At 43.4% G+C, this 25,678-nt stretch carries 29 protein-coding genes; 24 read left to right on the top strand and 5 right to left on the bottom strand.

The window, feature by feature from the left end; all coding sequences use genetic code 11:
* Window positions 1–11: 11 nt before the first annotated feature.
* From ONZ52_RS16635 to madM, 7 genes are all read left to right on the top strand, one after another.
* Window positions 12–326, top strand: coding sequence for a malonate decarboxylase acyl carrier protein (locus ONZ52_RS16635; protein ID WP_265219825.1), 315 nt, complete (start codon window positions 12–14; stop codon window positions 324–326).
* Window positions 319–1,173 carry a biotin-independent malonate decarboxylase subunit beta gene (locus tag ONZ52_RS16630; RefSeq protein ID WP_265219824.1) on the top strand — a complete coding sequence of 285 codons (855 nt, stop codon included), beginning with the start codon at window positions 319–321 and terminating at the stop codon, window positions 1,171–1,173. Before ONZ52_RS16635 ends, ONZ52_RS16630 begins: the two co-directional genes overlap by 8 nt.
* On the top strand, window positions 1,170–2,015 hold the full coding sequence (gene mdcE / locus ONZ52_RS16625) for a biotin-independent malonate decarboxylase subunit gamma (RefSeq protein WP_265219823.1): 846 nt from the start codon (window positions 1,170–1,172) through the stop codon (window positions 2,013–2,015). Before ONZ52_RS16630 ends, mdcE begins: the two co-directional genes overlap by 4 nt.
* Window positions 2,012–2,647: a malonate decarboxylase holo-ACP synthase gene (locus ONZ52_RS16620; protein ID WP_265219822.1), complete on the top strand. Its 636-nt coding sequence runs from the start codon at window positions 2,012–2,014 to the stop codon at window positions 2,645–2,647. Before mdcE ends, ONZ52_RS16620 begins: the two co-directional genes overlap by 4 nt.
* Window positions 2,644–3,546, top strand: coding sequence for an ACP S-malonyltransferase (locus ONZ52_RS16615; RefSeq protein ID WP_265219821.1), 903 nt, complete (start codon window positions 2,644–2,646; stop codon window positions 3,544–3,546). The genes ONZ52_RS16620 and ONZ52_RS16615 overlap by 4 nt, the downstream gene beginning before the upstream one ends.
* Before the next feature lie 104 nt (window positions 3,547–3,650).
* A complete protein-coding gene (gene madL / locus ONZ52_RS16610) occupies window positions 3,651–4,052 on the top strand; it encodes a malonate transporter subunit MadL (protein WP_212917271.1) in 402 nt (133 codons plus the stop codon).
* A gap of 9 nt (window positions 4,053–4,061) precedes the next feature.
* Window positions 4,062–4,829: a malonate transporter subunit MadM gene (gene madM, locus ONZ52_RS16605; RefSeq protein WP_265219820.1), complete on the top strand. Its 768-nt coding sequence runs from the start codon at window positions 4,062–4,064 to the stop codon at window positions 4,827–4,829.
* 73 nt (window positions 4,830–4,902) lie between these two features.
* On the opposite strand, the gene ONZ52_RS16600 is transcribed toward madM, so the two are convergent.
* Window positions 4,903–5,979 carry an alkene reductase gene (locus tag ONZ52_RS16600; protein ID WP_265219819.1) on the bottom strand — a complete coding sequence of 359 codons (1,077 nt, stop codon included), beginning with the start codon at window positions 5,977–5,979 and terminating at the stop codon, window positions 4,903–4,905.
* Window positions 5,980–6,209: 230 nt separating this feature from the next.
* Here ONZ52_RS16600 and ONZ52_RS16595 point away from each other — a divergent pair, with 230 nt between their 5' ends.
* From ONZ52_RS16595 to ONZ52_RS16570, 6 genes are all read left to right on the top strand, one after another.
* Window positions 6,210–6,590: a hypothetical protein gene (locus tag ONZ52_RS16595; RefSeq protein ID WP_265219818.1), complete on the top strand. Its 381-nt coding sequence runs from the start codon at window positions 6,210–6,212 to the stop codon at window positions 6,588–6,590.
* Window positions 6,591–6,612: 22 nt separating this feature from the next.
* Window positions 6,613–6,828 carry a hypothetical protein gene (locus ONZ52_RS16590; RefSeq protein WP_265220328.1) on the top strand — a complete coding sequence of 72 codons (216 nt, stop codon included), beginning with the start codon at window positions 6,613–6,615 and terminating at the stop codon, window positions 6,826–6,828.
* Window positions 6,803–8,089: a glutathionylspermidine synthase family protein gene (locus ONZ52_RS16585; RefSeq protein WP_265219817.1), complete on the top strand. Its 1,287-nt coding sequence runs from the start codon at window positions 6,803–6,805 to the stop codon at window positions 8,087–8,089. Before ONZ52_RS16590 ends, ONZ52_RS16585 begins: the two co-directional genes overlap by 26 nt.
* A 203-nt stretch (window positions 8,090–8,292) precedes the next feature.
* Window positions 8,293–8,934, top strand: a complete 642-nt coding sequence (locus ONZ52_RS16580) for a TetR/AcrR family transcriptional regulator (protein ID WP_265219816.1) — start codon at window positions 8,293–8,295, stop codon at window positions 8,932–8,934.
* Between the two features lie 13 nt (window positions 8,935–8,947).
* Complete coding sequence (locus ONZ52_RS16575; RefSeq protein WP_265219815.1) at window positions 8,948–10,456, top strand: glycoside hydrolase family 3 protein; 1,509 nt, start codon at window positions 8,948–8,950, stop codon at window positions 10,454–10,456.
* 3 nt (window positions 10,457–10,459) lie between these two features.
* Complete coding sequence (locus tag ONZ52_RS16570; RefSeq protein ID WP_265219814.1) at window positions 10,460–11,197, top strand: fibronectin type III-like domain-contianing protein; 738 nt, start codon at window positions 10,460–10,462, stop codon at window positions 11,195–11,197.
* Between the two features lie 236 nt (window positions 11,198–11,433).
* On the opposite strand, the gene ONZ52_RS16565 is transcribed toward ONZ52_RS16570, so the two are convergent.
* The gene (locus ONZ52_RS16565; RefSeq protein WP_265219813.1) at window positions 11,434–12,414 is read right to left on the bottom strand and encodes a carbohydrate porin; all 981 of its coding nucleotides are present in this window, start codon (window positions 12,412–12,414) and stop codon (window positions 11,434–11,436) included.
* A 462-nt stretch (window positions 12,415–12,876) separates the two neighbouring features.
* Between ONZ52_RS16565 and ONZ52_RS16560 the strand changes: the two genes are divergently transcribed.
* From ONZ52_RS16560 to ONZ52_RS16530, 7 genes are all read left to right on the top strand, one after another.
* Window positions 12,877–13,836, top strand: a complete 960-nt coding sequence (locus ONZ52_RS16560) for a DEAD/DEAH box helicase (RefSeq protein WP_265219812.1) — start codon at window positions 12,877–12,879, stop codon at window positions 13,834–13,836.
* The gene (locus ONZ52_RS16555) at window positions 13,823–14,125 is read left to right on the top strand and encodes a helicase-related protein (RefSeq protein WP_265219811.1); all 303 of its coding nucleotides are present in this window, start codon (window positions 13,823–13,825) and stop codon (window positions 14,123–14,125) included. The genes ONZ52_RS16560 and ONZ52_RS16555 overlap by 14 nt, the downstream gene beginning before the upstream one ends.
* A 94-nt stretch (window positions 14,126–14,219) precedes the next feature.
* Window positions 14,220–14,600 (top strand): hypothetical protein, encoded by a 381-nt coding sequence (locus tag ONZ52_RS16550; RefSeq protein ID WP_265219810.1) that lies wholly within the window; start codon window positions 14,220–14,222, stop codon window positions 14,598–14,600.
* The gene (locus ONZ52_RS16545) at window positions 14,557–15,846 is read left to right on the top strand and encodes a methyl-accepting chemotaxis protein (RefSeq protein ID WP_265219809.1); all 1,290 of its coding nucleotides are present in this window, start codon (window positions 14,557–14,559) and stop codon (window positions 15,844–15,846) included. Before ONZ52_RS16550 ends, ONZ52_RS16545 begins: the two co-directional genes overlap by 44 nt.
* 156 nt (window positions 15,847–16,002) lie before the next feature.
* Complete coding sequence (locus ONZ52_RS16540) at window positions 16,003–17,073, top strand: GGDEF domain-containing protein (protein ID WP_265219808.1); 1,071 nt, start codon at window positions 16,003–16,005, stop codon at window positions 17,071–17,073.
* A 403-nt stretch (window positions 17,074–17,476) separates the two neighbouring features.
* Window positions 17,477–18,160, top strand: a complete 684-nt coding sequence (locus ONZ52_RS16535) for a hypothetical protein (protein ID WP_265219807.1) — start codon at window positions 17,477–17,479, stop codon at window positions 18,158–18,160.
* A gap of 353 nt (window positions 18,161–18,513) precedes the next feature.
* Window positions 18,514–19,371 carry a PA4780 family RIO1-like protein kinase gene (locus ONZ52_RS16530; protein WP_265219806.1) on the top strand — a complete coding sequence of 286 codons (858 nt, stop codon included), beginning with the start codon at window positions 18,514–18,516 and terminating at the stop codon, window positions 19,369–19,371.
* Window positions 19,372–19,397: 26 nt separating this feature from the next.
* Here ONZ52_RS16530 and ONZ52_RS16525 read toward each other — a convergent pair whose 3' ends face one another.
* Window positions 19,398–19,958: a TetR/AcrR family transcriptional regulator gene (locus tag ONZ52_RS16525; RefSeq protein WP_265219805.1), complete on the bottom strand. Its 561-nt coding sequence runs from the start codon at window positions 19,956–19,958 to the stop codon at window positions 19,398–19,400.
* Window positions 19,959–20,060: 102 nt separating this feature from the next.
* Here ONZ52_RS16525 and ONZ52_RS16520 point away from each other — a divergent pair, with 102 nt between their 5' ends.
* A complete protein-coding gene (locus tag ONZ52_RS16520; protein ID WP_265219804.1) occupies window positions 20,061–20,567 on the top strand; it encodes an HPP family protein in 507 nt (168 codons plus the stop codon).
* A 211-nt stretch (window positions 20,568–20,778) separates the two neighbouring features.
* Entirely contained in the window at window positions 20,779–21,456 is a 678-nt protein-coding gene (locus tag ONZ52_RS16515; RefSeq protein ID WP_265219803.1) for a 7-cyano-7-deazaguanine/7-aminomethyl-7-deazaguanine transporter, read from the top strand.
* 90 nt (window positions 21,457–21,546) lie between these two features.
* On the opposite strand, the gene ONZ52_RS16510 is transcribed toward ONZ52_RS16515, so the two are convergent.
* The gene (locus tag ONZ52_RS16510; RefSeq protein ID WP_265219802.1) at window positions 21,547–22,800 is read right to left on the bottom strand and encodes a serine hydrolase domain-containing protein; all 1,254 of its coding nucleotides are present in this window, start codon (window positions 22,798–22,800) and stop codon (window positions 21,547–21,549) included.
* 149 nt (window positions 22,801–22,949) lie between these two features.
* Complete coding sequence (locus tag ONZ52_RS16505) at window positions 22,950–24,119, bottom strand: helix-turn-helix transcriptional regulator (protein WP_265219801.1); 1,170 nt, start codon at window positions 24,117–24,119, stop codon at window positions 22,950–22,952.
* A 379-nt stretch (window positions 24,120–24,498) separates the two neighbouring features.
* On the opposite strand from ONZ52_RS16505, the gene ONZ52_RS16500 reads away from it, so the two are divergent.
* Together ONZ52_RS16500 and ONZ52_RS16495 are read left to right on the top strand one after the other, a co-directional pair.
* Window positions 24,499–25,053 carry a SphA family protein gene (locus ONZ52_RS16500; RefSeq protein WP_265219800.1) on the top strand — a complete coding sequence of 185 codons (555 nt, stop codon included), beginning with the start codon at window positions 24,499–24,501 and terminating at the stop codon, window positions 25,051–25,053.
* Window positions 24,992–25,423 (top strand): SphA family protein, encoded by a 432-nt coding sequence (locus ONZ52_RS16495; RefSeq protein WP_265219799.1) that lies wholly within the window; start codon window positions 24,992–24,994, stop codon window positions 25,421–25,423. The genes ONZ52_RS16500 and ONZ52_RS16495 overlap by 62 nt, the downstream gene beginning before the upstream one ends.
* Window positions 25,424–25,678: the final 255 nt, after the last annotated feature.

Genomic DNA, 25,678 nt, shown 5'->3' with positions numbered 1-25,678 from the left:
TAGGAGTTTTTATGGATACGTTTCATATTGTTCGCCCTGCTCGTAAAGCCCCCATTAATCAAACCTTAGTGGGTTATGTTGGGTCAGGTGATTTAGAAGTCATGATTGATAACAGCGATCGTCCTCAAGCTGACATCTATATCCACTCTTCTAGCTCGGCGGGGGAGCAACGATGGCTCGCTCTTATCGAACGCATTGAAGCCAATCAGCCTTTACCAATGATGCGCATGGACATCCATGATTTTTCTGCAACACCGGGTGTGATTCGTTTACGTTTAGAACAAGCATTAGAGCAAGCCTTAACCAAGGAGGCATCTTATGAGTAACCCTCAAGACTCGAGATTAAACACTAATTTTGTTGAACAAGGTGCGAGAAAACGCATTGAGTACATATTGGACTCAGGTTCAATGCGAGAACTGGTTACACCATTCGACCGAGTTATTTCGCCTTGGTTAGAAGTACAAGGCATTGTGCCTCAGTTTGATGATGGCGTAGTGGTTGCTCGTGGTGCAATTGATGGCAAGTCTGTGATTGCTATCGCGATTGATGGCAGCTTTCAGGGTGGCAGTTTGGGTGAAGTAGCTGGGGCAAAAATAGCGGGCGTTCTTGAATTGGCCGTTGAAGCGAACCAAGCAGGAGAATCCATTGCCGCTGTATTAATGTTTGAAACCGGTGGTGTTCGTCTACAAGAAGCCAATTTAGGTTTGGCCGCGATTGCCGAGATTCAATCGGCCATTGTGGCGTTACGAAAACTACAACCTGTTGTGGCCTTGATTACGGGTCCCGTTGGTTGTTTTGGTGGCATGTCTATTACCGCAGGTCTGTGCAGCTATTTATTAATGACTCGTGAAGGTCGCCTTGGATTAAACGGCCCACAAGTTATTGAGCAAGAAGCTGGCGTGGGTGAATATGACTCTCGTGATCGCCCTTTTATCTGGGGTTTAACCGGAGGCGAGCAACGTTATACAACTGGTTTAGTTGACGACTTTTTTAGCTCAGATGTCATAGACGTTCGTCACAAAGTACAAGAGTACTTACGCAAAGGTGTACCAGATACTTTCCGCAGCGAAGCGATTCAGTCCTCTTTAAACAGACTAAAAAATGTAGATACGCAGCATCAAATTACCTCTGAAGCAGCACGTGAGATTTTCGCTAAGGGAGCATCATTATGAGCACTGAAGCAATCAAGACAGATACCGTAAAAACACACCGTGGTCGTGTTTGGTTTGATCTATTAGCAGACAATATGATGGTGCATGAAGGTGCCGTTCCCTCGGTGATGATTGCCAATGGCAACTTAGCGGAACGCCCATGCTCACTGATATTGGTTCAACCCGATAAAAATAACCTCTACCCAAGAGCCATTAATGGCGAGGTAGGACTTTTGGAAGGTTGGGCACTGGCGGATGCAATCCATAACATTGTTTCTAAAGACGCTGGAAGCGAACAAAAGTCAGCCATTATCGCCATTGTCGATGTACCTAGTCAGGCTTATGGACGAAGAGAAGAGGCACTTGGTATTCACCAAGCTCTCGCGGCGGCAGTGTCTGCTTATGCGCAAGCCAGACAAGCAGGCCATCCTGTTATTGCGCTACTCGTCGGCAAAGCCATGTCGGGGGCATTTTTGGCCCATGGCTATCAGGCCAATACGATTCTTGCCCTAAATGACGATGGCGTCATGGTGCATGCAATGGGTAAAGCCGCTGCAGCTCGAATTACCATGCGCTCTGAAGAGGAATTAGATCAACTAGCCAAAGCCATACCGCCAATGGCTTACGACCTTAAAAGCTTTGCAACGCTTGGGCTGATTGAACAATTTATTGATGTTAGCAGTGCCGACGCGCCTTCCTCTAAAGATATTGAGCTTGTGCAAACCCTATTAGCCGATGCGGTAGACAACCTTAAGGGTGACACGCAAATAACAAAGCGTTTACAAGGTGAGAATAGAGGTGCATCACGTCGAGTTCGTGAACTGCTTCGCTCGCAATGGAAAAAGGCTGAGCCAAGTTTATGATGTGGCTAGCGCACGATTTACTCTGGCTTGACCGCTTTTTGCTTGTTGCTGGTGCTGAAAAACCAGACCTACCTGATTGGGTAACAAGTGGAAATGGCCCAGTTGTCGTGCGCCGAGAGCGGGTTTCGATAGCAGGGCTTGTCGCAGTAGGTGTTCGCGGTGCTAACAAAAATGAGCGTTGTGCCGCTTATGCTCCTCTATCTGCGGTGCAATCGAGCTTAACGCCTTATGAAATAACAAGGGCACAAGCTTGGTTAGATCATCCAGATCGCTTCAAAGCGCCCGTTTTACAAGCATTGGAAACAGTCGCCCAAGTGCTCGACGGTCATAATTTAGAGTGGGGGATTACCGGAAGCCTTGGTTACGAGCTTGCAACTGGTGATAAGCAAATTCATGCAAAAAGTGATCTGGACTTAGTCATCAAGGCACCGAAGCCATTAAGCAAACCCTTTGCACGGGAGTTATTGAAAGAGCTTGGTGAATTACCATGTCGCTTAGACATTCAAATCGAAACAATGACCGGAGCAATGGCATTATCAGAATGGGCTGGAAAAAGTTCGACAGTGCTTATTAAGACGGAAAAAGGCCCATTTTTGGTCGCTAATCCTTGGGAAGGAGGTATGCAATTATGACTCAAGTATTTACCTTTCCAGGACAGGGGGCGCAGCGTGTTCATATGTTACAAAACTTACCAGATCATCCTGATGTAACCCTTATAAAACAACAGGCTAAGGATATCTTAGGCGTAAAACTAGACGCACTAGATTCAAAAGAAGCGCTTACTGATACAGTGAATGTGCAGCTTGCCCTATTAATTTGCGGAGTAGCATGGGGACGATATTTACAAAACATAGGAATAAAACCTGACTACGTTTTAGGTCTTTCTATCGGCGCTTACCCTGCAGCAGTGGTAGCGGGAAGTCTAGATTTTGACGATGCATTACGATTAGTAAAAGCTCGCGCCGATTCAATGAAGTCAGCTTATCCAACTGGCTATGGCATGCTGGCAATAACCGGAGCTGAGTTTAAACATGTGCAAGCCGCCGTTAACTCACTCCAGGAAAAGGGCGAAAACGTTTATCTGGCCAATCTTAATGGTGAATATCAGTTCGTTCTGGCTGGAGAAAAGAGAGTTTTAAAAATCGCTGCTGAGCAAGTTAGAAGTACGGGGGTTGGAGCCAGTGTTTTTTTAGATGTCACCGTACCCTCTCATTGCCCTTTATTAAGAGAGCAATCGGAAAAGCTTCTGGCCATGTTTCAGTCCATCACTTTAAAGACTCCAAACAGCCTATATGTCAGTGCTGCAAAAGCTCGAGTCTTACATAAGCCAGATGAGATAAAAAAAGATCTAGCTTTGAATATGTCGCATCAGCTGCATTGGCATGACAGCTGCCAAATGCTTAAAGAGAAAGGCGTAAATAGAGTTCTAGAAATGCCTCCAGGCAGCACTCTTACAGGTCTGTTCCGTAAGATTTTAAGCACTGGCGAATGTTACAACATTGAAAATTTAAATCTTAAGACTCTTTTATAACCACACCAAAATATTGCAGCAAATAAAAGGAGGTGAACGCCACCCAAGAAACCAGTGAACAGCATTTTCGTCCAAAAACAAAAACGATAAGAGTGGAGAGAAACATGATCATTTATGGTGTCGCGTTATTATCAATATGTACATTGGTAGGAATTAGTATAGGACAGATTTTAGGTAACTTAATGGGTCTTCCTGCGAATGTTGGTGGTGTAGGTATTGCCATGATTTTACTGATTATCACTGGCAGCTACCTCAATAAAAAAGGCTTTATCGATGCTAAAACAGAACAAGGCGTTGAGTTCTGGAGCGCAATATATATTCCCGTTGTTGTCGCTATGGCTGCAACACAAAACGTTCATGGTGCCTTAAGCGGCGGCCCAATGGCAATCCTTGCCGGTGTTATGGCGGTTGTTGTCGCATTTGCTTTGGTACCTGTTATTGATCGTATGGGAAACAGCGACAATACAGAATCGGCTCATTCCACTAAATCAACTAATAACCTATAAGGTGACTGTATGTTCGAATCTTTACTTTTAGTTAGCACGAAATACAGCTTAATCACTGGATTTGCCGTTATAGGTTTTACTATGTGGGTCTCGTATTGGCTTTCAGCTAAATTGACTCAAGGACGCATCCATGGATCGGCTATTGCCATTCTTCTGGGTTTAACAATGGCGTATTTTGGTGGCCTGTTTACTGGCGGCAATAAAGGCGTCGTGAACGTTCCTTTATTATCTGGTATCGGCTTACTAGGTGGCTCAATGTTGCGCGATTTCGCCATTGTCGCAACAGGCTTTGGTGTCAAAATTGATGAATTAAAACGCGCAGGAATGGCCGGTGTTAACGCCCTTATCGTCGGTATTCTTTCTTCTTTTATCGTTGGAGCTATCGTAGCTGTGATGTTTGGCTATACCGACGCCGTTAGCATAACCACCATTGGAGCAGGTGCAATTACTTATATTGTTGGACCGGTTACTGGTGCTGCAATTGGTGCTAGCTCAGAGGTGATTGCACTATCTATTGCTGCTGGTTTGGTGAAGTCCATACTCGTTATGGTAATGACCCCCTTTGTCGCACCACTGATTCGTCTTAATAACCCGAGAACCGCCATTATATTTGGTGGTCTGATGGGAACATCAAGTGGTGTTGCAGCAGGGCTTGCGGCGACTGATGCCAAGCTTGTCCCATATGGCTGTATTACTGCAGCCTTCTATACAGCTCTTGGTTGTCTTTTAGGACCTTCTATTTTATTTATCGCTGTAAGAACAATAATTCCTGGCTAGTTCAGTCGCCAAAAAGTAAAAAGCCAAGGCATTTTCTGCCTTGGCTTTTTACTTAGATACTTTCTTTTGTACATTACGCCGTCATGAACGGATAATCCGTATACCCTTCTGCGCCAGAGGTATAGAAGGTATTTGGATTTGGTTCATTCAAAGCAGCGCCTGCCTTGACTCGCTCTACAAAATCTGGATTCGCTAAAATCCCCTTGCCAAAGGCAACACTGTCAGCCTGACCGTCTGCAAGCACTTGATTAGCTTCTTCTGGTGTGTATCCCATATTCACCATTAAATGGCCTTGGTAGGTTTCACGAGCCACTGCGACCACATCAGCTTGTTGAATACCAAAGAAATCAGCACGCATTAGGTGCAAATACGCCAAATTAAAACGGTTTAAATGCTCGCACAAGAAACGAGTCCACTCCACAGGATCACTTTCTGTCATACTTTGAAAACTATTAAGCGGAGACAGACGCAGACCAACACGATCACTGCCTAAGACGTCTGTTACCGCCTCAATCACTTCCGTTAAAAAACGAGCACGGTTTTCCAATGAGCCACCGTATTCATCGGTGCGCTGGTTAGAGCTTTCACGTAAGAACTGATCAATTAAGTAACCATTGGCACCGTGAATCTCCACACCATCAAAGCCGGCTTCTTTGGCATTGATCGCCGCTTGACGGAAATCACCTACAATGTCTTTGATTTCAGCAACGGTTAATGCACGAGGAACTGTGTATGGTTTTTTACCTTCTGGTGTATGAGTTTCACCATCAATCGCTATCGCGCTTGCCGACACCGCTTCTTTGCCGTCATTCAATAATGGATGCGCCGCACGGCCAGCATGCCAAATTTGCATGAAGATACGACCGCCAGCTTTATGAACCGCATCTGTGGTTAACTTCCAACCTTCAATCTGCTCGGCAGAATACACACCAGGGTCATCGCCAAACGCCGATGTGCCTTCAGTAACCATGGTACATTCTGTAATCAACAACCCCGTGCTGGCGCGTTGAGCATAATACTCTGCCATCAAGGCATTTGGCTGATGACCCGGTGCACGTGTGCGAGTCAAAGGTGCCATAATAAAACGATTAGGTAACTCTAGGTTTCCCACTTTTACTGAGCTAAACAGATTTTTTACAGTGCTTGTCATTATGAACTCCAAAATAAGTTTCGGTCTTGATACCAAAGATAAACACTACATATGGCAGTTATTTTAAAATACAATCGCGTGCACTTTCTTTACTGAATATAGTACAAAAAATACTCTTTTTAAGACCTTGCAGGTCCTCTGTCGACGGTCTATATTGCCAGCACTGGGCGATGTATTTATCGTCTTTCTTTTTTCATATCCAACACTTATGTGTAAGGCAATTCACCGCAATGACATCTGATTCCAGCAGGCCAGTCGCTCCTTTTGGCACCTTACTAGGTATCGCTCCTGGGAATGTGCCAGTGTATTCATCTGATTATGATTCAGCCGATGATAACGAGTTACCCAATCGCCATGCCTACCGCAGTTATGTGGACGGTATTTTTATGGGATACAAATGGCAGTGTGTGGAGTTTGCTCGGCGCTGGTTGTATCTAAACAAAGGCTACATCTTTGATGACGTCGCCATGGCTTATGATATTTTTCGCCTTACCTCGGCACGTTTAATCGCCGATGAAAGCCGCTTACCATTGAAATCATTTCGTAATGGTTCATTACGTCACCCTGAAGTGGGGCTCTCTGCTTATTTGGAGCGAAGGCGGCGAATTTGAAATCACAGGCCATGTGGCGATTGTGACCAAAGTCTTACCAGACCGCTTATACTTGGTCGAACAAAACGTCGGCCACCAAGTTTGGCCAGAAGGCCAAGATTACTCCCGCGTGTTAGATGCCAGAATCAGTAAAGATGGCGGTTATTGGCTACGCTGCTCTTATGGTGACGCTTCCATTTTAGGCTGGGTAATCCAAACCGATGACGACCTGCATGCCGAAAATATTGAAGCTCGATGATCCGGCTTTATTTAATTTACAAATACGTCATGTACCCAACAAAGGCCAGGCTTCCCGTGCTTGGTTAAATATCGCCAATCCTGCAGAAGAAGCCTTTGTCGATATGATGGGCGGTCACAAACTCGCCAGCCGACCGGAAGACGACTATAAGTATATGGTCATCACCGAAACCGCTGAGCGTGAACTCAAACGCGCCACCAACGAATTACACGCCTTGTTTATGCACGCCACAGATTATGTGCTGCAAAACGAAGATCTATTATCCAGCTTTAATATTCCATCTGCTTTATGGCCTAAAATTCATCAGTCTTGGGACAACCGTCGTAACCAGATGATCACTGGGCGGTTTGATTTTAGCCTCTCAGCAAAGGGCATTAAGGTTTACGAATACAACTGTGACTCTGCTTCTTGTTATATGGAGGCTGGCATTATTCAAGAAAAGTGGGCCGAACACTATGGTGCAACGGAAGGCGAAGGTTCGGCAACTGAATTGGTCGACGAACTTATTGAAGCGTGGAGCAACAGTGCTGTCAAAGGCGTGATTCACATCATGCAAGACACGGATCTTGAAGAGAATTACCACGCACTGTTTATGAAACGCACCATGGAAAAAGCCGGACTGAACTGCAAAGTTATTAAAGGCGTCAGCAGTTTACGATGGGATCAAGATGGTGACGTAGTAGACGCGGATGGCATCAAAATTCGTTGGGTATGGAAAACCTGGGCATGGGAAACCGCGCTCGATCAAATCCGTGCCGAATGCGATGATGATGAACAGCGTCTACGCGACTATCAAACGGATATGCCGCGCAGCGAAGCACCGCGTTTAGTCGATGTATTATTGCGTAAGGACGTGATGGTTTATGAGCCACTTTGGACACTTATTCCCAGCAATAAGGCGATTTTACCCGTTTTATGGATGCTTTTTCCCGATCACCCGTATTTATTAGAATCGTCCTTTGAATTGAGTGATGCACTAAAAACTAACGGTTACGTGAGTAAGCCTATCGCTGGGCGCTGCGGTTTTAACATCAGTCTCTATGACGGCAAAGACGCCTTGATGGAAGAAACCGCTGGGCGTTTTTCTCATCAAGATCAAATCTTTCAAGCCCTGTGGAAACTCCCAGACATTGAAGGCTATCGCTCACAAGTGTGTACTTTCTCAGTAGCAGGACATTACGCTGGCAGTTGTTTGCGCGTTGATCCTAGCTTGGTCATTACTAAAGACAGTGATTTGATGACCCTACGCGTCATTGAATAACCTCTAAAATTATTGCTTTATAAACCTATCACAGCCTTTGCCTCTAGCCAGCAGGCAAAGGCTTTTTTGTTCTAAACCCTCTTATACTCATTCGATTTTCTGAGCTTGAACGCTATTTCATCAATTTTTTATTGACTACACATCCATCAGCTCTTAGATTATTAAAAAAATATAACACGTGTAACATTATTATGATTGCTAGAATGGTTCACCAAACCGAAGCCACTCGGGACAAAATCATCAGCATCGCCGAAGCACTTTTTATTGAAAATGGCTTTGCTGATACGCAAATGAAAGACATTGCCACAGCCACTGGCATGAGCCGTAACACCTTATATCGCTATTACCAAGATAAATACGATTTGGGCTTCGCCATACTTGTAGTGGTGCTGACTCGTAAGATCGATGTTTATGAAGGCATTATAGAAAAAATCAAAGCTCGCCATTATTCCAACATTCGCGAGGGTCTTGGCGTGTTAATGCAAGCCTATTCGGATCATCAATATGAAGACGATGATCGTTTTATTGCCGAATTTGATGGCTACTATGCTGGATCACGTATACCAACCGAATTCCGTGAAAAACTGACACAATTATTACCAGAAACGGTCAGCCAATCCCTCTCTGACATTGTTGCCTTAGGACAAGCCGAAGGCTGTATTCGAACCGATATTCCAGCCGCTTATTTAGCGGTAACGCTATTTAATGCCGTCCCCACTTTTTTCCGCCGCATGTTGCTGCGCAAAGATGCCTTAATGGAAATTGAACAAGATGCCATTCCGCAACTCACCCCGGTGTTAATTCAATTACTACTCGATGGTATGAAGCCGTCACCACAAACTTAAAAAGGATGCAATGATGAGTAATACAAAAATAAAACAACTCTTAACCGAACTCACCCTAGAAGAAAAAGCCATGCTCTGTACCGGCAAGGATTTTTGGAACCTCCACGGTATTGAGCGCTTAGACTTACCCTCCATCATGGTAACGGACGGGCCTCATGGCTTACGAAAACAAGCTGGCGAAGGCGATCATGTCGGCCTAAACGCCGCAGTCAAAGCTACCTGCTTTCCAACTGCATCAGGACTGGCGGCCTCTTGGAATACCAAGCTGATTGAAGAAATGGGCAAAGCTTTAGGCAAAGAATGCCGTACTGAAGATGTGTCGGTCTTGCTCGGTCCTGGCACTAACATTAAACGTAACCCATTGGGTGGTCGTAACTTCGAATATTTCTCCGAAGACCCATTGCTTGCTGGTGACATGTCTGCCGCCTGGATCAAAGGCGTACAAAGCCAAGGCGTAGGTACCAGTTTAAAACATTTCGCGGTCAACAATCACGAGCACTGTCGCATGACCGTCGATGCCATCGTCGATCAAAGAACCTTGCGTGAAATCTATCTCCCCGCTTTTGAGAGAGCGGTTCAACAAACCCAACCTTGGACTGTGATGTGTTCCTACAACAAGGTTAATGGCACATACGCGGCAGAACACAAACAATTGCTTGATGACATTTTGGTCAAAGAATGGGGCTTTGAAGGCATTATCGTCACCGATTGGGGCGCAAATAACGACCGTGTAGAAGGGGTGAAAAACGGTCAACACTTAGAAATGCCAAGCTCTGGCGACATGAACACGAAAAAGATTATCGCCGCTGTCGAGAACGGCCAGCTAACAATGGCAGAGTTAGATAAATCCGTCGCTCGCGTATTAGAACTGATTCTGAAATCACAAGTGTCGTTAGAAAGCAATAAAGTTACAGCAGACCTAACCGCTCACCACGAACTGGCTGCCCGGATCGCAGAAGAAACCTGCGTGCTATTAAAGAATGACGGTTTATTGCCTGTTGCCGTAGGAAAAAAGGTTGCGGTCATTGGCGCATTAGCCAACAACACTCGTTACCAAGGTGCTGGCAGCTCCAAGATTAATCCATTTAAATTAGAACAGCCTCTAGATGAAATCAAAAAGCAATTTGGTCCTGATAACGTCACTTACACGGCGGGTTATCACCTAAATGATGCTGAAGATAGCGCTGAAATTACCAAGGCGGTTGAGCTAGCAAAGCAAGCCGATGTGGTCTTTTTATTTGCAGGCCTGACACCAAAATACGAATCCGAAGGCTTCGATCGCCAGCATTTGAATCTGCCACAAGTGCAACTAGATCTGATTGCGGCACTTGGCGAACAACTTAGTAAAACAGTGGTCGTTTTACAAAATGGCGCACCAGTCGTGCTTCCGTTTGTAGAAAAAGTTCCCGCCGTTTTGGAAGCTTATCTAGGCGGGCAAGCTGGCGCATCTGCGGTTGCTAAAGTACTGTCTGGTGAAGTAAACCCAAGCGGAAAATTAGCCGAAACCTTCCGGCAAATTTAGAGGATGTGCCAAAGCCAGCCGTATTTCCCTGGTACTACCAAGCAAGTTCAATACCGTGAAGCTATTTGGGTTGGCTATCGCTATTTCGATACCACCAATACGAAAACGCTTTTTCCGTTTGGTCATGGCTTATCCTACACCAATTTCACTTACTATCATTTAACCTTACTAAGTGGCGATAAATCGCCCTTTGATGAAAGCGCTTCCATCAAGCTACAAATCACTATTACCAATACAGGAAACAGAGCAGGTGCCGAAGTAGTACAGTGCTATGTGGGTCAAAAATCCCCTTCTCAACCTCGACCAGCTAAAGAATTAAAAGCATTCGAGAAGGTTTTCTTGGAGCCTGGTGAAAGCAAAGAAGTCGTATTTGAACTGGACTATCGCGCTTTCGCTTATTGGCATAAAAATAAAGCCACTTGGGTTGCAGAAAGCGGTGAATATCAGATTCATATTGGTTCTTCCGTTGAAGATATTCGAGACACTGCGTCTATTGCCCTAGATACAGGAATCACAGCAGAGCAACCAAATTCCGCTTTGGCCACGTACTTTACTCCAGCTAAACGCGACTTTAATGATGCGGCTTTTAGCGCTCTATTAGGTTACGACATTCCAACACCAACACCCATCACACCTTACACAGTAAATTCAACCTTGGGCGACATCGCTAATGAACCACTGGGCAAGCCACTTTTCGACAGCATGCTGTCAGTGTTTACAAAAATGATGGGGGAGACCTAAATGATTCTGCAGCAGAAGCAGATAAATTGATGGCTGAATCCATGGTGGCGGATATGCCTTTGCGAAACTTACCCATATTCAACAGCCAACAATATTCTGAAATAGAAATATTACAGCTGCTTACGGCATTGAATAACAAAGAGTGATGGATGGAAAATAGCCCCCAGCACGAGGGAAGAGCAATATCATCAGAAAAGGGAGTAACCAACGATATTGCTCTTATCTTTAACTACACGTTAGAAACCGTAGTTAAAACGAACTCGTGCTGCGGTAGTTTTATCATTATCACCAGCGGCTACATCATCCGCCGTTGAATAAGAGCCTGCGAAAGTCACTGTCGCATTTTCAATGTCTAACACTGGTACAGTGTAAGCAATATAAGTGGTCACTAGAGATGGATCCGTTGCGCCATCATCAACACTAGACGCAATCACACCCAAACCAAAGTTTCCGTACACCATGTTGGCAACAAATGAAGAGATTTTCTTATCTGTGTTATCGTCTTTGCTGAACGCAGCAGCAAGGTTAACGTTTGCCGCAGCCACATCAAAGTTCGCTGTCACACCATAACCAGATAGATCAACATTAGTACCACCAACTTGGTCGTACTTAACACTTTCAAAACCCGCACTGATAGTTGCGGCATCCGTAACAAATGTGACAGAAGGACGCACACCAGAAATCGCAGTGGTGTCATCACCATTACCAACTACTGAAGAATCACCAGAATCGCCATCACCGTAAATAGTATCCACTTCAAATTTTACCATTTCACTGGCTTTATAATGGAACGCAATCTGGCCGCCGCCGTCACCTACGCGACCACGTACTTTATTGGCCTGATAAACATAATCATCACTAACATGAACAATCAAAGTATCTTTCGCTAACGGAAATAAGTTAATCGCTTCAAAACGGCCAAGTTGGAAGTCCCATGTGCCATTACCTAGTTGGATAAAGGCATCATCAACCGTTGCCTCTCCATCAGTATTCAATAGCACAGTACCTTTACCAGCAAAAAAGTTATCGCCAGACGTATGCTTGCTGTAAGCGTTTAGTTCAACTCGACCATTCTGGTCATAGGTTGTATCACCTGTCGCTTTATCGACAGCGTCGGTATTTAACTCGAAGTTGGCATCAAAGACAGGAGCCGCTTGAACAGCACTTACAGATAGGATGCTGCTAACAATAGCAGTAGCTAGAATAGTTTTTTTCATGATTTCAGACCTAATTGTATGTTGTTTTTATAATAAATAGACTTCAACAAAAACGTGTGTTTTCACTATTAATAATACATTTCAGTAACTTTATTACAACAATCAGACAAAGATAATTATTCTTATTTTTTACTTAATTTTTTAAAGCTGAAAAATTAACCAGTAAATATCTGATATATATAGAAATTAATTTATATGAAAATATTTACAATTTGAGATATCTTAATGAATAAGCAAAAAATGAAGAAGAAATGATACTTTATGTTTTTTTGTTACTTAGTTATGAAATTTTAAAACATCCACACATCATCAGCACCATGCCAACCTGAGCACAGATACAGAGTTCAACAAGTCTGAGCCACCAAAAGCCTCTGCTTTTTGTTGCCAATGCCACTAACTAGACAATAACAAAGTGCTACACTAGCGCTCTTTATTTACACCTTTAATATTAGCGAGACAGCCATGAGCTTTGCGTCTTTAGGACTTCATCAAGACATTTTAAATCAGGTCAACGAGCTGGGTTATACCACACCAACCCCGATTCAATGTGCCGCTATTCCGGTCGTTTTAATGGGCAAAGATGTCATGGCTGGCGCACAAACGGGTACTGGAAAAACAGCCGCTTTTGCTTTGCCTCTTCTGCATCGCATTCAACACAATAAAAGTACAAATCAAGCCCAATGCATCCAAGTTCTGGTGTTGACACCTACCCGCGAACTAGCGCAGCAAGTTCACGCTAGTTTTGTCAAATACGGTCAAAATTTATCCATCCGTTCGGTTGTTGCTTACGGTGGTGCAAGCCTCAACGTACAGGTAGATGCCTTGCAGCAAGGTTGCGATGTACTAGTTGCGACACCAGGACGCTTACTTGAATTGATTATGAAAAAACTGATTAATGTCAGTGCATTACAAACATTGGTTTTAGATGAAGCAGACAGAATGTTGGACATGGGCTTTATCATCGATATCCAAAGGATATTAAAAAATTTGCCACAGACACGACAGACACTGTTCTTTTCCGCAACCTTTAATGACGACATCTTTGCTCTCAGTAAAACCTTATTAAAAGAGCCACAGCTGATCGAAGTCGATAGCCGTAATACCACGGCAACACAAGTAGAACAACGTATCTATGCCGTTGATAAAAAGCGAAAAAGCGCCCTGCTGTCTTTTCTTATCGGTTCTAAAAATTGGCAGCAGGTACTCATTTTTACCCGCACTAAACAGGGCGCGGATGAACTTGCCAACGAAATGCAAAAGGACGGTATTGCGACTCAGTCCTTTCATGGAGACAAATCTCAAGGCGCTAGAGAACGTGTATTAGCCGACTTTAAAGCAGGCAAGGTGAGAGGCTCTTATCGCAACCGACGTTGCAGCAAGAGGCATAGACATAGATCAATTACAGTATGTGATCAATCATGAGCTCCCTTATAACGCTGAAGATTATATTCACCGTATAGGACGTACAGGGCGTGCTGGCACAACGGGCCTAGCGATTTCTTTGGTCAGCGAAGCGGAACGCTATTTACTAGCGGATATTGAAAAACTAGTGGGTGAAAATTTTGTACCGCAATGGTTACCAGGTTTTGAACCCGACTTGACCAAAACAATAGACGCACCTAAAAAGCGCCAACCATCAAAAAAAGAATTAAGGGCCAAGGCGTTAGGACTGACCTCTTCTAAAAATAAAAAGCCCAAAAGAAAACATTAGACAGAAATGAATTCACTCTTATAATCTGGCTATCTCATGCTCAAATAGACGTGGATAAAAACCATTTACAACGCTCGCTTTGAAAGGAAATCAAATGTTCACCACGATTAAATCTCGTCTATTATCCACAGTCCTTTTGCTCAGCGCCTTAGCCAGTGTTAGCTACACTTTCCATCTTTATGATGTGCGAAAAACCGATCTGTATGACCAAATAGACAGTAATCTTGTATTTGCAGCACAAGTTGCCAGACAATTAATTGACGACAACGTATATGATGATGCATTCAACGGAAATTTTTCCAAAGCTGAGTCAGATGCTCTGCAATTAAAAGCCTACAACATACTGCAATCATCAGACATAAAATACATGTACACCATGATTAAACCGTCTGATAAAGTGCTCTTTGTACTCGACACGCCAGAGCAAGAAGATGTCGAAAAAAACATTCCGCTCTCCTCTAGCGACTTACGATGAACCAAGTGATAAGTTAGTCAACGCTTTCTCAAAAAACAATGCCACGCCTATTTTTGATGAATATACCGATGAATGGGGTACCTTCCGGTCAGTATTCATCCCCTACACAACCCGCTCAGGTAAAACATTTGTGGTGGGTGTAGATACTCCTATTTCTACTATTCAAACAGAACTAAACGCCACGTTATTGGTTTCCAGTATTATTGGATTAATTATATTTTTACTCTCTTCGATTATTATCTTCTGGCTGATCTCTCGCATACTCAAACCATTGGCAGAAGCGCAGGCATTAATGCGCACTATAGCAACAACACGCAACCTTACACTACGCACGAAAACCAGCCCAGATGAGATCGGACTACTTTTACAAGACTTCAATCATCTCATTACCGAATTCCAATCAACCCTATCTATATCGACACAGTCGGCAATCGAAAACTCTGCCGTGTCTTCTCAACTACAAGGCAGCAGTAAAGAAATCCGTGTCGCCGCACAAAAAATCGCCCATGCCGTTGATGAAGTTCGCCTACATGCCACATCTACTTGCGATCTACTTGCTTCTTCCGATGAAGAGCTAACCTTAACCGTGGAAGACACTCAAAAAGCAAGCCGCTCTCTTGAAAAAGGACAACATGCTTTTAGTAAGGTAACAGACATTATCAATAGTACAGCAGAATCCCAATCAAGACTTTCTGACGAGTTGAACACGCTTTCACGCAAAGCTGAGGATGTGAATAATATTCTTTCCGCTATTAGCGGCATAGCAGATCAAACCAATCTATTAGCATTAAATGCCGCGATTGAAGCCGCCCGGGCGGGCGAAGAAGGTCGAGGCTTTGCTGTCGTCGCCGATGAAGTTCGACAACTTGCAATTCGAACACAAAGTAGCCTGAATGAAACCAGTACCGCCATTGCTAACATTGTTTCAGCAATAAGCAATGTCGCAGAGAAAATGAAAGACAGTGAAGGCCAATTCAAGCAATTGCTTTCTGAGTCATCTCAAGCAATGCAAAGCATTACAGACAGCTCAACCACCATGTTGGATACACGTCATAAAGTACAGCACACCTCTGGCAACGTGGCTAAAGTACTCATGGATATTCGTCAAGTACTATCACTCGTATCCAATGTTGAAAATCAAGCCGCCCACAATAGGAACAGCACAGAAGAAATTGCAGACGCCGCTGATAGGCTGCAAGTATCGACTGTGTCGCTAAAAAATGAATTAAATCGATTTATTGCCTAGTCAATTTTCTTGGTTCTAACACAAAAAAGCCTCAGGGGTTTCACCGGCGGCTTTCATCTCTTTATACTAGATAATCTTACTTTACCGATCCAATTGCTCACAACTGGATAAAAGCCTTATATACTAGCCCTATGTTTTATTCTCGGCGCTCAAACCATGCAGTCTTTGTACGATAACCACAACAAGCATTTAAACGCATCCTCAGTATCGCCTAGGTTATTCCGTCACTTACTTATCATTGCTATGGTTGGTTTTAGTACAATTTGGGCAATTGATGTGTCAAGTGGACTCATTTCATCGTTTGATGCACGAGCATATCCCATTTGTCTTATCGCATTTGCTCTTATGTATGCATTGAGCATCATCACCAAACTTAACCATCAATGCCTGCATTTCATGACGTATTTTATCGTGGCAGGATACTTAACCAGCTCGAGTATGTGGCACCATGCCGCCCCAAATGGCCAGTTCTCAAATGCAGCCCAATGGTTAGGACTAAACTATGTCATTGCCTACCTTTTTCTAGAAGTTAAAAAGGCCGCACCGACTACCATCATCGTCTTTACTGTCACTATCATTGGTCATTTTGCGGTTCTCATACAACAACAGTCGTTTAGTGACACTCTGGGAGTCGTACTTAATATCGCCATAGCTCACCTTATCTACATTTTTCTGTTATGGACTGTCATTCGACTGAGGATTAAAACAGACAAAGCCGCAGCTCGGGCCGATATGCTTGAAAACTACGCTTATGTAGACTTGCTCACACGTATTCTCAACCGTAGAGGACTCGAGAAGGTATTCTCTGAGCTACGTTTAGACACTGAGGAGCAGAAACAAAACTACGCCATACTGATCATCGACATCGACTATTTTAAGCAAGTCAATGACACCTACGGCCACGTAATTGGTGACAAAGTACTTAGTCACATCGCCGCCAAGCTGAGTCGCGTCATTCATCCTAATGATTTACTAGGCCGGTGGGGGGGTGAGGAATTCCTTGTTTTGACATTAAACCGAACCCCTCAGCAAGTCATGACCTTGGCCGAAAATGTAAGAGCGGGAGTAAGCCACCTTATTATTGATGACATAACCGGTATTACCGTCAGCATTGGTATTGCCTATTCAAATGAGGCCCATTCCAATCACGATGTCTTCAAAATCGCCGATAAACGCCTCTATGCGGCCAAACAAGCAGGTCGAAATATCATCCGTGCAAATGACTAACAAAAACCATTCTATATTGTCGTAAGCAAAGGCATATCACCCATGTTATTTCGAATTTGACTCAATCATCTCGCGCTTTGTGCGCCGATCCACCCCCAACTTCACTGATTTCACGCTCATCACACGTCACAACCGACTTTCATTTCGCCATATCACCAAGCTTCCTTTGCTCTACCTCGTCCTACCAAAGCTGATCCCTATCCCTTTCTATGCATCCTCTTTGCTCAACACTTTTTTGTCCATCCCATTAACATCCAGCCGTTAGAAGATGAATAAAAAATAAACAAATCAACTGTAAAATTATTGTAAGGTTACACAAATCCACGTACTATTTACGAAACATACTACACAGTAATAATCAATATATTCGAATGCTCTAATAACAAAAAAGGAATGAATAAATATGATTAAAGGCGATACTGAATTTCTGGAAGCAAGATCGGAAAGAGAATGCGCTTTTTACACTGATTATTTACTAAGTAATATTCGAAGTGCCTCGCTGAAAAACTTACGGGGGAATACACATGCCGAACGCGTCAAAAAGCTCAATGAAGAGCTAGACAATTTAGTACAAAGAAATCGAGCGCCTAAAAATTTCGCCACGCAAATGCGCTCCGCCTTCAGAGCAACCCAACTTCCCTCAAGTTACTTTCGTTGGATTGATAAAAAAGACGAACGATTATGCAATTGGATTTGGTGTTACTTAAAAAGCTACACAAAAAAGAGAGAGGCCAACCAAGAGCAGGGAGCGATTCAAAAAAACACATATTTATTACTGTCAGAGAAAGCCTTTTCAACAGAAAGAGATAACGTCTCGGACAGACTAGTCGATATTTTAAATGCCTTTTACGATGGCGAAGCGGATGCCCAGCAACAGCAAGATTTACTCGAAGACTTAAAAGCCAAATGGCAGGATATTCGTTTCAACGAAACCATCATTCAGTGGCTTGAAGACAACAATCCAACTCAATGGGCTTGGGCATGGTCCTACCTACAAAACATCACTCAAAGACCTTTAGAACAAGCCTGGATTCCCACCTCTAATACAGAAAAAAGCCGCGGTTATTGCTACTATCGATTTATCTGATAACGTAGACCGTAAAGCACTCGTCATTGATAAAATGAAGAAGGCATGGAGTCAGAAAAAATTCCGTGAAAAATCGAGTGGCAAAAACCCTACAGCATCAGCATGACGCTTAATACCAAACAAAAGCTCAATGCCTTAGCTGAAGAAAAAAACATGAAAATCAATGAAATGATTGAGTATTTGGTGAGGAATGAATATAAAAAACGCGATTCTGACGAATAACCTGGTTCACTTTAGAGTGGAAAAACTGTCACTATGTCTGTGATAGGGCTATTTTTAACTGAGTATTGGCAAGCACCACAGTCATTCTCTGGTTGTTTCATTTATCATCAAATCACTGTATAACGAGCCGCATGAAAATCCCAAAAAGAATACAACCCCTCATCGAAGATGGTTTAGTAGACGAAGTTCTTCGACAATTAATGAGCGGAAAAGAAGCCACCGTCTACGTCGTTCGCTGTGGATCAGAGATCCGTTGCGCGAAAGTCTATAAAGAAGCGAGTAAACGCAGCTTCAAACAAGCGGTGCAATATAGAGAAGGCAGAAAGGTTCGCAATAGCCGCCGCTCTCGTGCAATGGAAAAAGGCTCTAAGTTTGGCCGCGACGAGCAAGAAAGTCTTTGGCAAAGTGCTGAAGTCGATGCCTTGTTTCGTTTGGCTGATGCGGGGGTTCGCGTACCCGTGCCTTATGGCTGTTTTGACGGCGTATTATTAATGGAGCTTGTAACCGATGACAGCGGTGAAGTAGCGCCGCGCCTCAATGATGTCGTACTGACAGAAGAACAAGCTAGGCGAGACCATGACACCATTATTCGCGATATCGTACGTATGCTATGTGCGGGCTTAGTACACGGAGATTTGTCAGAGTTCAATGTGCTTGTCGATTCCCATGGCCCTGTTATTATCGACCTTCCTCAAGCCATTGATGCAGCCGCCAATAACAATGCCGAGTGGATGTTAGAGCGTGACGTTAACAATATGCGAAATTATTACGGCATATACGCACCTGACTTGCTGGAAACAAAATACGCCAAAGAAATTTGGGCATTGTTCGAAGCTGGCAAGCTAACGCCTGATACAGAACTTACTGGCGAGTTCGAAGAGCCTACTGAGGCCGCCGATGTTGACTCTGTATTACAAGAAATTAAAGACGCTTTTGAAGAAGAACAAGATCGATTGGCGCGTATTAACAGCAGCAATGATGACGATTAAATCTCAGCGCATTTAAGATACAGTTTTCACTTTTCGCTTAAAAGAGCAACAGCCATGGCTTTTGCTCTTTTGGCGGCGTCTAAGTCGCCCGCAACATAAGCTTGAGAAATAGCCCCTTCCTTTAAGACACTGATGCTCTGTGCTAACTCAGCCGATGACAGCTGAGCGCTATGACCAACAAGGTTTGCCTGTATAAACGCGGTTATATTGTGTTTATGGCGCTGACATAAGCCATTCACCATATGATCTGAAAACTCGCCATTCGCTTTCATGAAAAAACAGCCTTTAAAAGGTAATAACACCTCAACCCTGTCATGAAACCAGTCATCAAGCGCATCAAATAGCGCTAACACTGCCATTTTTCCCTCTCCAGCGGCCATCATTCTTGAGGTGAGCCAATCCATAAAAACCTGATCTCGATACATTAATACCGCTTCAAGTAAGGCGTCTTTGCTCGCAAAGTGATGATATAGGGTTTTCTTCGCCACTCCAGTTTCTTGCAGAATGCGATTTATACCAACAGCATGAATGCCATGTTCATAAAAAAGCTTAAACGCGGCGTGTATCAATGAATCTGGCTTAGTCATCTTACTCCCCCTGTGATAAAAGAATATTGACATAAGTAAACCGATCTGTCTACCATTATGGAGACAAGTCGGTCTACTCATATTATTTCAAGGACTCTTATTATGTTATTGCGTTTATGTCGCTCTTTTCATCAATCCCGTTTTTTCATTATTAGTCTCGCAGGTGTTGGTGCTGCTTTGTGTATCTTCATGCTTGCTCAGGGTGAAAAGATTGCTCCAGCCTATCTTGGTATCATGGCGCCTTTTGGCGCGACTATGGTGATTTTATTTGCTTTGCCTAAAAGCCCTTTGGCACAGCCAAAAAATATCCTTGGTGGTCACTTACTAACCAGCCTCATTGGTTTACTAACCTTGCATTTTTGGGAGGTGACACCGCTCAGTATGGCCGTCAGTGTTGGCGTAGGTGTTTCTTTGATGATGCTAACAAATACCCTGCATCCACCAGCTGGCGCGAATCCTATCCTAATAGCGTCGCTTAATGTGTCTTGGGGATTTCTCTTTACCCCCGTGCTATCAGGTTGTTTGTTAATTATTGTCTTCGGCTGGCTCTACCACAATTGGATTTCACGTGTTGGTTATTCGATCTCTGTAAAGTCTTTCAGCAAATAACAAGGTCAAATATCAATGTGCGTTTCTGGTACACTGCACCACTTTTTTTCACCATTGACGCTTTTTTAACCAAAGTTTTCATGTATAATCGCGCTCCGCATTTGACCACAAGGTCAAATGCGGCATTATCAAAAAGCCAAAAGTTCGTTTTACCAATCCGAGCTTTTTAATTTGGGTTCCCTCACCCCAATCAAACGAAAAAGGTCACAATATGAATACGTTTACGCCTGCACAGCAAGATAAAGCATTATGCTATCTTGCTCTATTTCACTTACTGATCATTGCCTCTAGCAATTATTTGGTCCAAATTCCCTTCACCATTTTAGGGTTTCATACCACTTGGGGCGCCTTTACCTTCCCTTTTATCTTTTTAGCCACCGACCTGACTGTGCGTATTTTTGGCGCACCTTTAGCACGTAAAATCATTTTCTTGGTGATGATTCCATCTCTGATTGTGTCTTATGTTTTATCCGTTTTATTTGCTCAAGGCGAGTTTCAAGGTTTTGCGGCATTAGGAACATACAACACTTTTGTTGGACGCATTGCGATTGCCAGTCTGATGGCGTATTTACTAGGTCAAGCACTGGATATTCAGGTGTTCAATCGACTCCGCCAACTCAAACAATGGTGGGTTGCACCAGCAGCTTCCACTCTATTCGGTAATGGCTTAGACACCTTGGCTTTCTTTGGCATTGCCTTCTATCAAAGCCCTGATCCTTTTATGGCGCAACATTGGCAAGCCATAGCACTGGCAGATTTCGGCTTTAAAATCATTATCAGCTTAGGGTTATTTATCCCCTTGTACGGCGTATTGTTGAATTATCTGATTAAAAAAATCACACACATTCAGCACACCACAACGCGATTAAATAAAGAAGCTCGCGCTTAAAAGCACGGCCCAAAAAGCAAAAAACGCGGATTAGGTCACTCCTATCCGCGTTCTTTTTATGCCAAAAATCCTATTTAGAGCGCACTGATATTATTTTTTAGGATTCCAAGCAGAGGCTGCACTGAAAAACGCCATGGTTTCTTGCTCCGCTATGTCCATTTCCGCTTGTGGAAAATAACTTAACTTAACAATCACAGTGCGAGTATCAGGGTCGACATAGATATACTGTCCTTGCAATCCTATTGCTGAATAGGCCGTGGTATTTGGTCGAGTCCACCATTGGTATCCGTAGCCGCCAAGCTTAGGATCTTCTTTCATAAATGGCTCTGTCGACATTTTCACCCACTCAGGTGAGATAATTTGCTTACCATTAATGCGACCATTATTCAGCATCATTGAACCCACTCGAGCAAAATCTCGCATAGTGGCGCTGTAGCCTGCACCAGTAAATTCGCGACCCACTCCAGGCTCACCATCCATAATAAAGAAACCATCTGCTTGTGCTCCTAATGGTTCCCATAAATGTTGCGCCATATAAGCAGACACATTACTACCGCCGCTAACTCGCTCCAATAACAAGCCTAATACCGCCGTATCAATGGTTTTATATTCCTGTACGGTGCCTGGTTCATGCAAACGCTCTATGGTTTTTGCAGGCTCAACAAAACGCGCCACGTTTTTTACTAAGGCTAAAATATGATTACGAGCCGCAATACCAGGGTTGGCAAAGTCATAACGCTCTTCATATTTTACGCCAGAACTCATAGACAACACTTGACGAATCGTCACGCCTTTATAGGCGCCTTTTGATAGTTCTGGAAGATAGAGAGTAATGTCTTCATCTAATGATTTAATACGACCTTCTTCAAGAGCAATCCCAACCAAAATCGACACCAACGATTTCGTCATAGACCACGCCATAAAACGTGTATCTTGATTGGTATTATTACGATAATTCTCATAAACAATCTTATCATCTTTCATAATCAGCAAGCCGTTAGTGAAAGTACGATCAAGAAATTGCTCAGGTTGATAACTTACACCTTCAAATTGATAAGAAAAATCAAGCAGATGATCGTCACGCATTAAAGGCGAAATGGCACCTGAACGGGCAACATGGCGAGTGGTAAACAATTGATCCATCGAGCGAAATGTTAAAGTATTCACACCGCCATCTAACATCGCCCAACGTAAATTTTGTATCGCAATAGGTACATGCGATTCTGGCCCCACCGCCGCCACCAGCGGATCAACAACCGAGCCGGCATGAACAATAACGGGCAAAACAGCAAGTGATAATAAACCGGTATTCATTAGTCGACGGAATGTTTTTATTTTAGTCATTATATTTCCTCTAATGTCTTTTAAATATTCTGAACAATATATGACAACACCTTAAAACGGCTTTAATAGGTTAAAAAGTGTCTACATGATCCAGATAATGAGACTCGACATTAGACGAAGTCATATCCCAAATAGGATACAAAACATAACTAACTTGGGGATGAGTTAATAGATAACGCAGTCTTAGCCAGGCACGTACGAGCAGAAATGGATGCCCATAATACTCTAACAAGCTCTTGTTGGCGCGTGATGTCCATCTTTGAAAAAATACTTTTCAATTGAATGCGTACAGTGCCGATAGACACACCTTTTTCTAGGGAGTACTCCTCTAAAGACAAACCATTCGCAAGCGCAATAGCTAAACGAGACTCCGCTGGCGTCAAACCATACAGCGGACCAATTTCCCCCTCTAATGGGGCAAAATCTTGATGACTCTCAGACAAAAATACTCCGATAACTGTTTCTAATGGTAAGTCCCTGCCATTAGGGCGAACATTCACGTTCGTCACTAGTAATTGCAGTGGATTTAAGCGGTATTGCCCAACCGTTGCGATTAATCGCTGAGGGGGGTCTTCTTGAAAGGATGCTTTAGCAAATAGAGTATTAAACACTTGTTGGTCAGTAGAATGCATAAAGGTCAGCTGCCCATTGATTAATCGAATATGCTCAGAACGCTGAAGCAATTCCTTTGCACATTGGTTACTCCAATACACTCTACCATTGGGGGTAAGTAGCATCATGCCTAGATTGATGTGATTCGCCACTTGGTTAATATGAGCATTTTGCAAAGATAATCGATTAAACTTCTCACTCAACGCAACACTTTGCTGAATATGTGGCGCTAAGTGCTGAAAACACTCATCAAAAAATCGGCTAAAGCCTCGTTTGTCACCATATTTACGGTGGGCAATAAGCGCAATATATTGGTTATTAGGGGATTTTATTTCAAGAGATATGGCATGACCTAAACGTGCTTGCTTCAAGCTTTCATAAAAACGCTCAATCGTCGGTGACGGCAAAGAAAAAATCTCCTCGTCCCTAATAATCGTTAAACTATCCGTTGTCTCGATGTACATTCGAGGGTTATCCGCATTGTTCACCCATTTATCATGTAACGCTGCATTCGCTAACGAAAATGAATCCCTCATTACCCAGTTTTGTACCAAATCTCCAGTATTAGACCGATCAAACACTTGCACAACGACACTGCTGACATCCAGGTCATCACGCAATTGATCTAACACCTTGACCCATTGCGTAGGATGATCCACGCAGCGATAAAGTTCGGGTAAGAGTTTATTGACATAATAAGAAGACATGCGACCCCCTCAACGTAAGAACGAATAAAGACCTACCATTCACGCTGTCATTATTTGGCAATCACTGTCTTTTTCATGGCCCTCGGGCTGAAATAGAGGACCCGTTCTCGACTTATTTCATTATTTTTATGGTAAAGCGACAGAAGATAAAAAGTGCAATAAATGAGAATACACGAGCCTCAAAAATAAATGATAGCCAAATGATTTCTAGGCAATACAGCATTTCTGTCCATTCACATCGTGCTTGTGCATTCACGACAAATCCTTTTCATTAAAAACACACGCTTATCCTAAATAGGATATGAATAAGCCAAAGGCACTTGTCATGCTAGCTCTGGATGTATCAATAAAAATAACAAATGAGCAGAGAGAGTAAGATATGAATCACAATGCATTGATTTCAGTACTGACGATAAGTTTTGGTTTGATAGCATCAGCGACAACATTGGCCACAGAAAATGGTGCTCCGAGCACGGCACCTGGCATTTATGGTTTTAGCGCTGGCTATATGCCACCCGTAACCGATATGGGGGCTTTTTCTATACGATCCTCTATTTATCATGCCGATAAGAATCTAAACGGTACGGGTGAAGACAAGCTAAAAGACTTTTCCCAAACAGTAAAATCACTGTCATTAACTTATATAAAGATGACAGAGCATCGTTTCCAAGGGGCAAATTATGGCTATGGTATTGTTATCCCGATGCTAGATATGGAGATTGATGGTCGTGTTCCCAAGGCCGATATTGCTGTAGTCGGATCGGACTCAGGCCTAGGCGATATTCAGATTATTCCCTATATATTACAGTGGCATCCAGCGGATAATTTGGCGACCAACACTCAGCTGCAAATACAAATCCCAACAGGTCACTATGACAAAGATGACACCATTACTACGGGGACTCAATCACTGGACCATTTCCCCCGCCTTTAACGTCACCTATTTAACAGAAGGCGGACTTGAAGTGTCATCCAGTTTTCAATTAGACATAAACACAGAAAACAAAGACACCAACTACACCAGTGGAACAGAATATCGACATGAATTTGCTCTAGGTCAGCACTTCAGTGATTGGACTATCGGCCTAGGTGGTTTCTTTTACAAACAGCTAATCGATGACAAAGCACCAGCGAGTAGCAACATTGTGGATGGTAACCGAGGTTCGGTAATCGCGGCGGGACCAGAACTAAGCTTCTTCCGTCCAGGCTTGCCCTTTGTCTCTTTCCACGCCTACAAGGAGTTCAAAGCCAAAAACCGTACCCAAGGCTATACCGCAGCTCTACTGATTTCACAAAGCTTTTGATCAACTTGTCACCATCACTACCAAAGCGTTACTCCCTTTCTATTAGCCGTAATGAAAACAAAAAACACCTGTAGATAAACCAACAGGTGTTTTTTGTATTGCTCATCTCATTCAGACCAAAAAGGAATATTTAAAAGGGAAGAAAAAATAGGCCTTTCATATGCCTTCATGGATAAGCGTTTTTCTTCAGTGTCTTTGACTATTAGTAACTGTACTTCGCCCCAATTCTATAACGTGGGCGCCATTCATCATTGG

Origin of the sequence: Marinomonas rhodophyticola (assembly GCF_026113935.1) — a bacterium.
In the GTDB taxonomy this organism is placed as follows: Bacteria; Pseudomonadota; Gammaproteobacteria; order Pseudomonadales; family Marinomonadaceae; genus Marinomonas; species Marinomonas rhodophyticola.
This window is presented reverse-complemented; position numbering and strand designations above follow the sequence as displayed.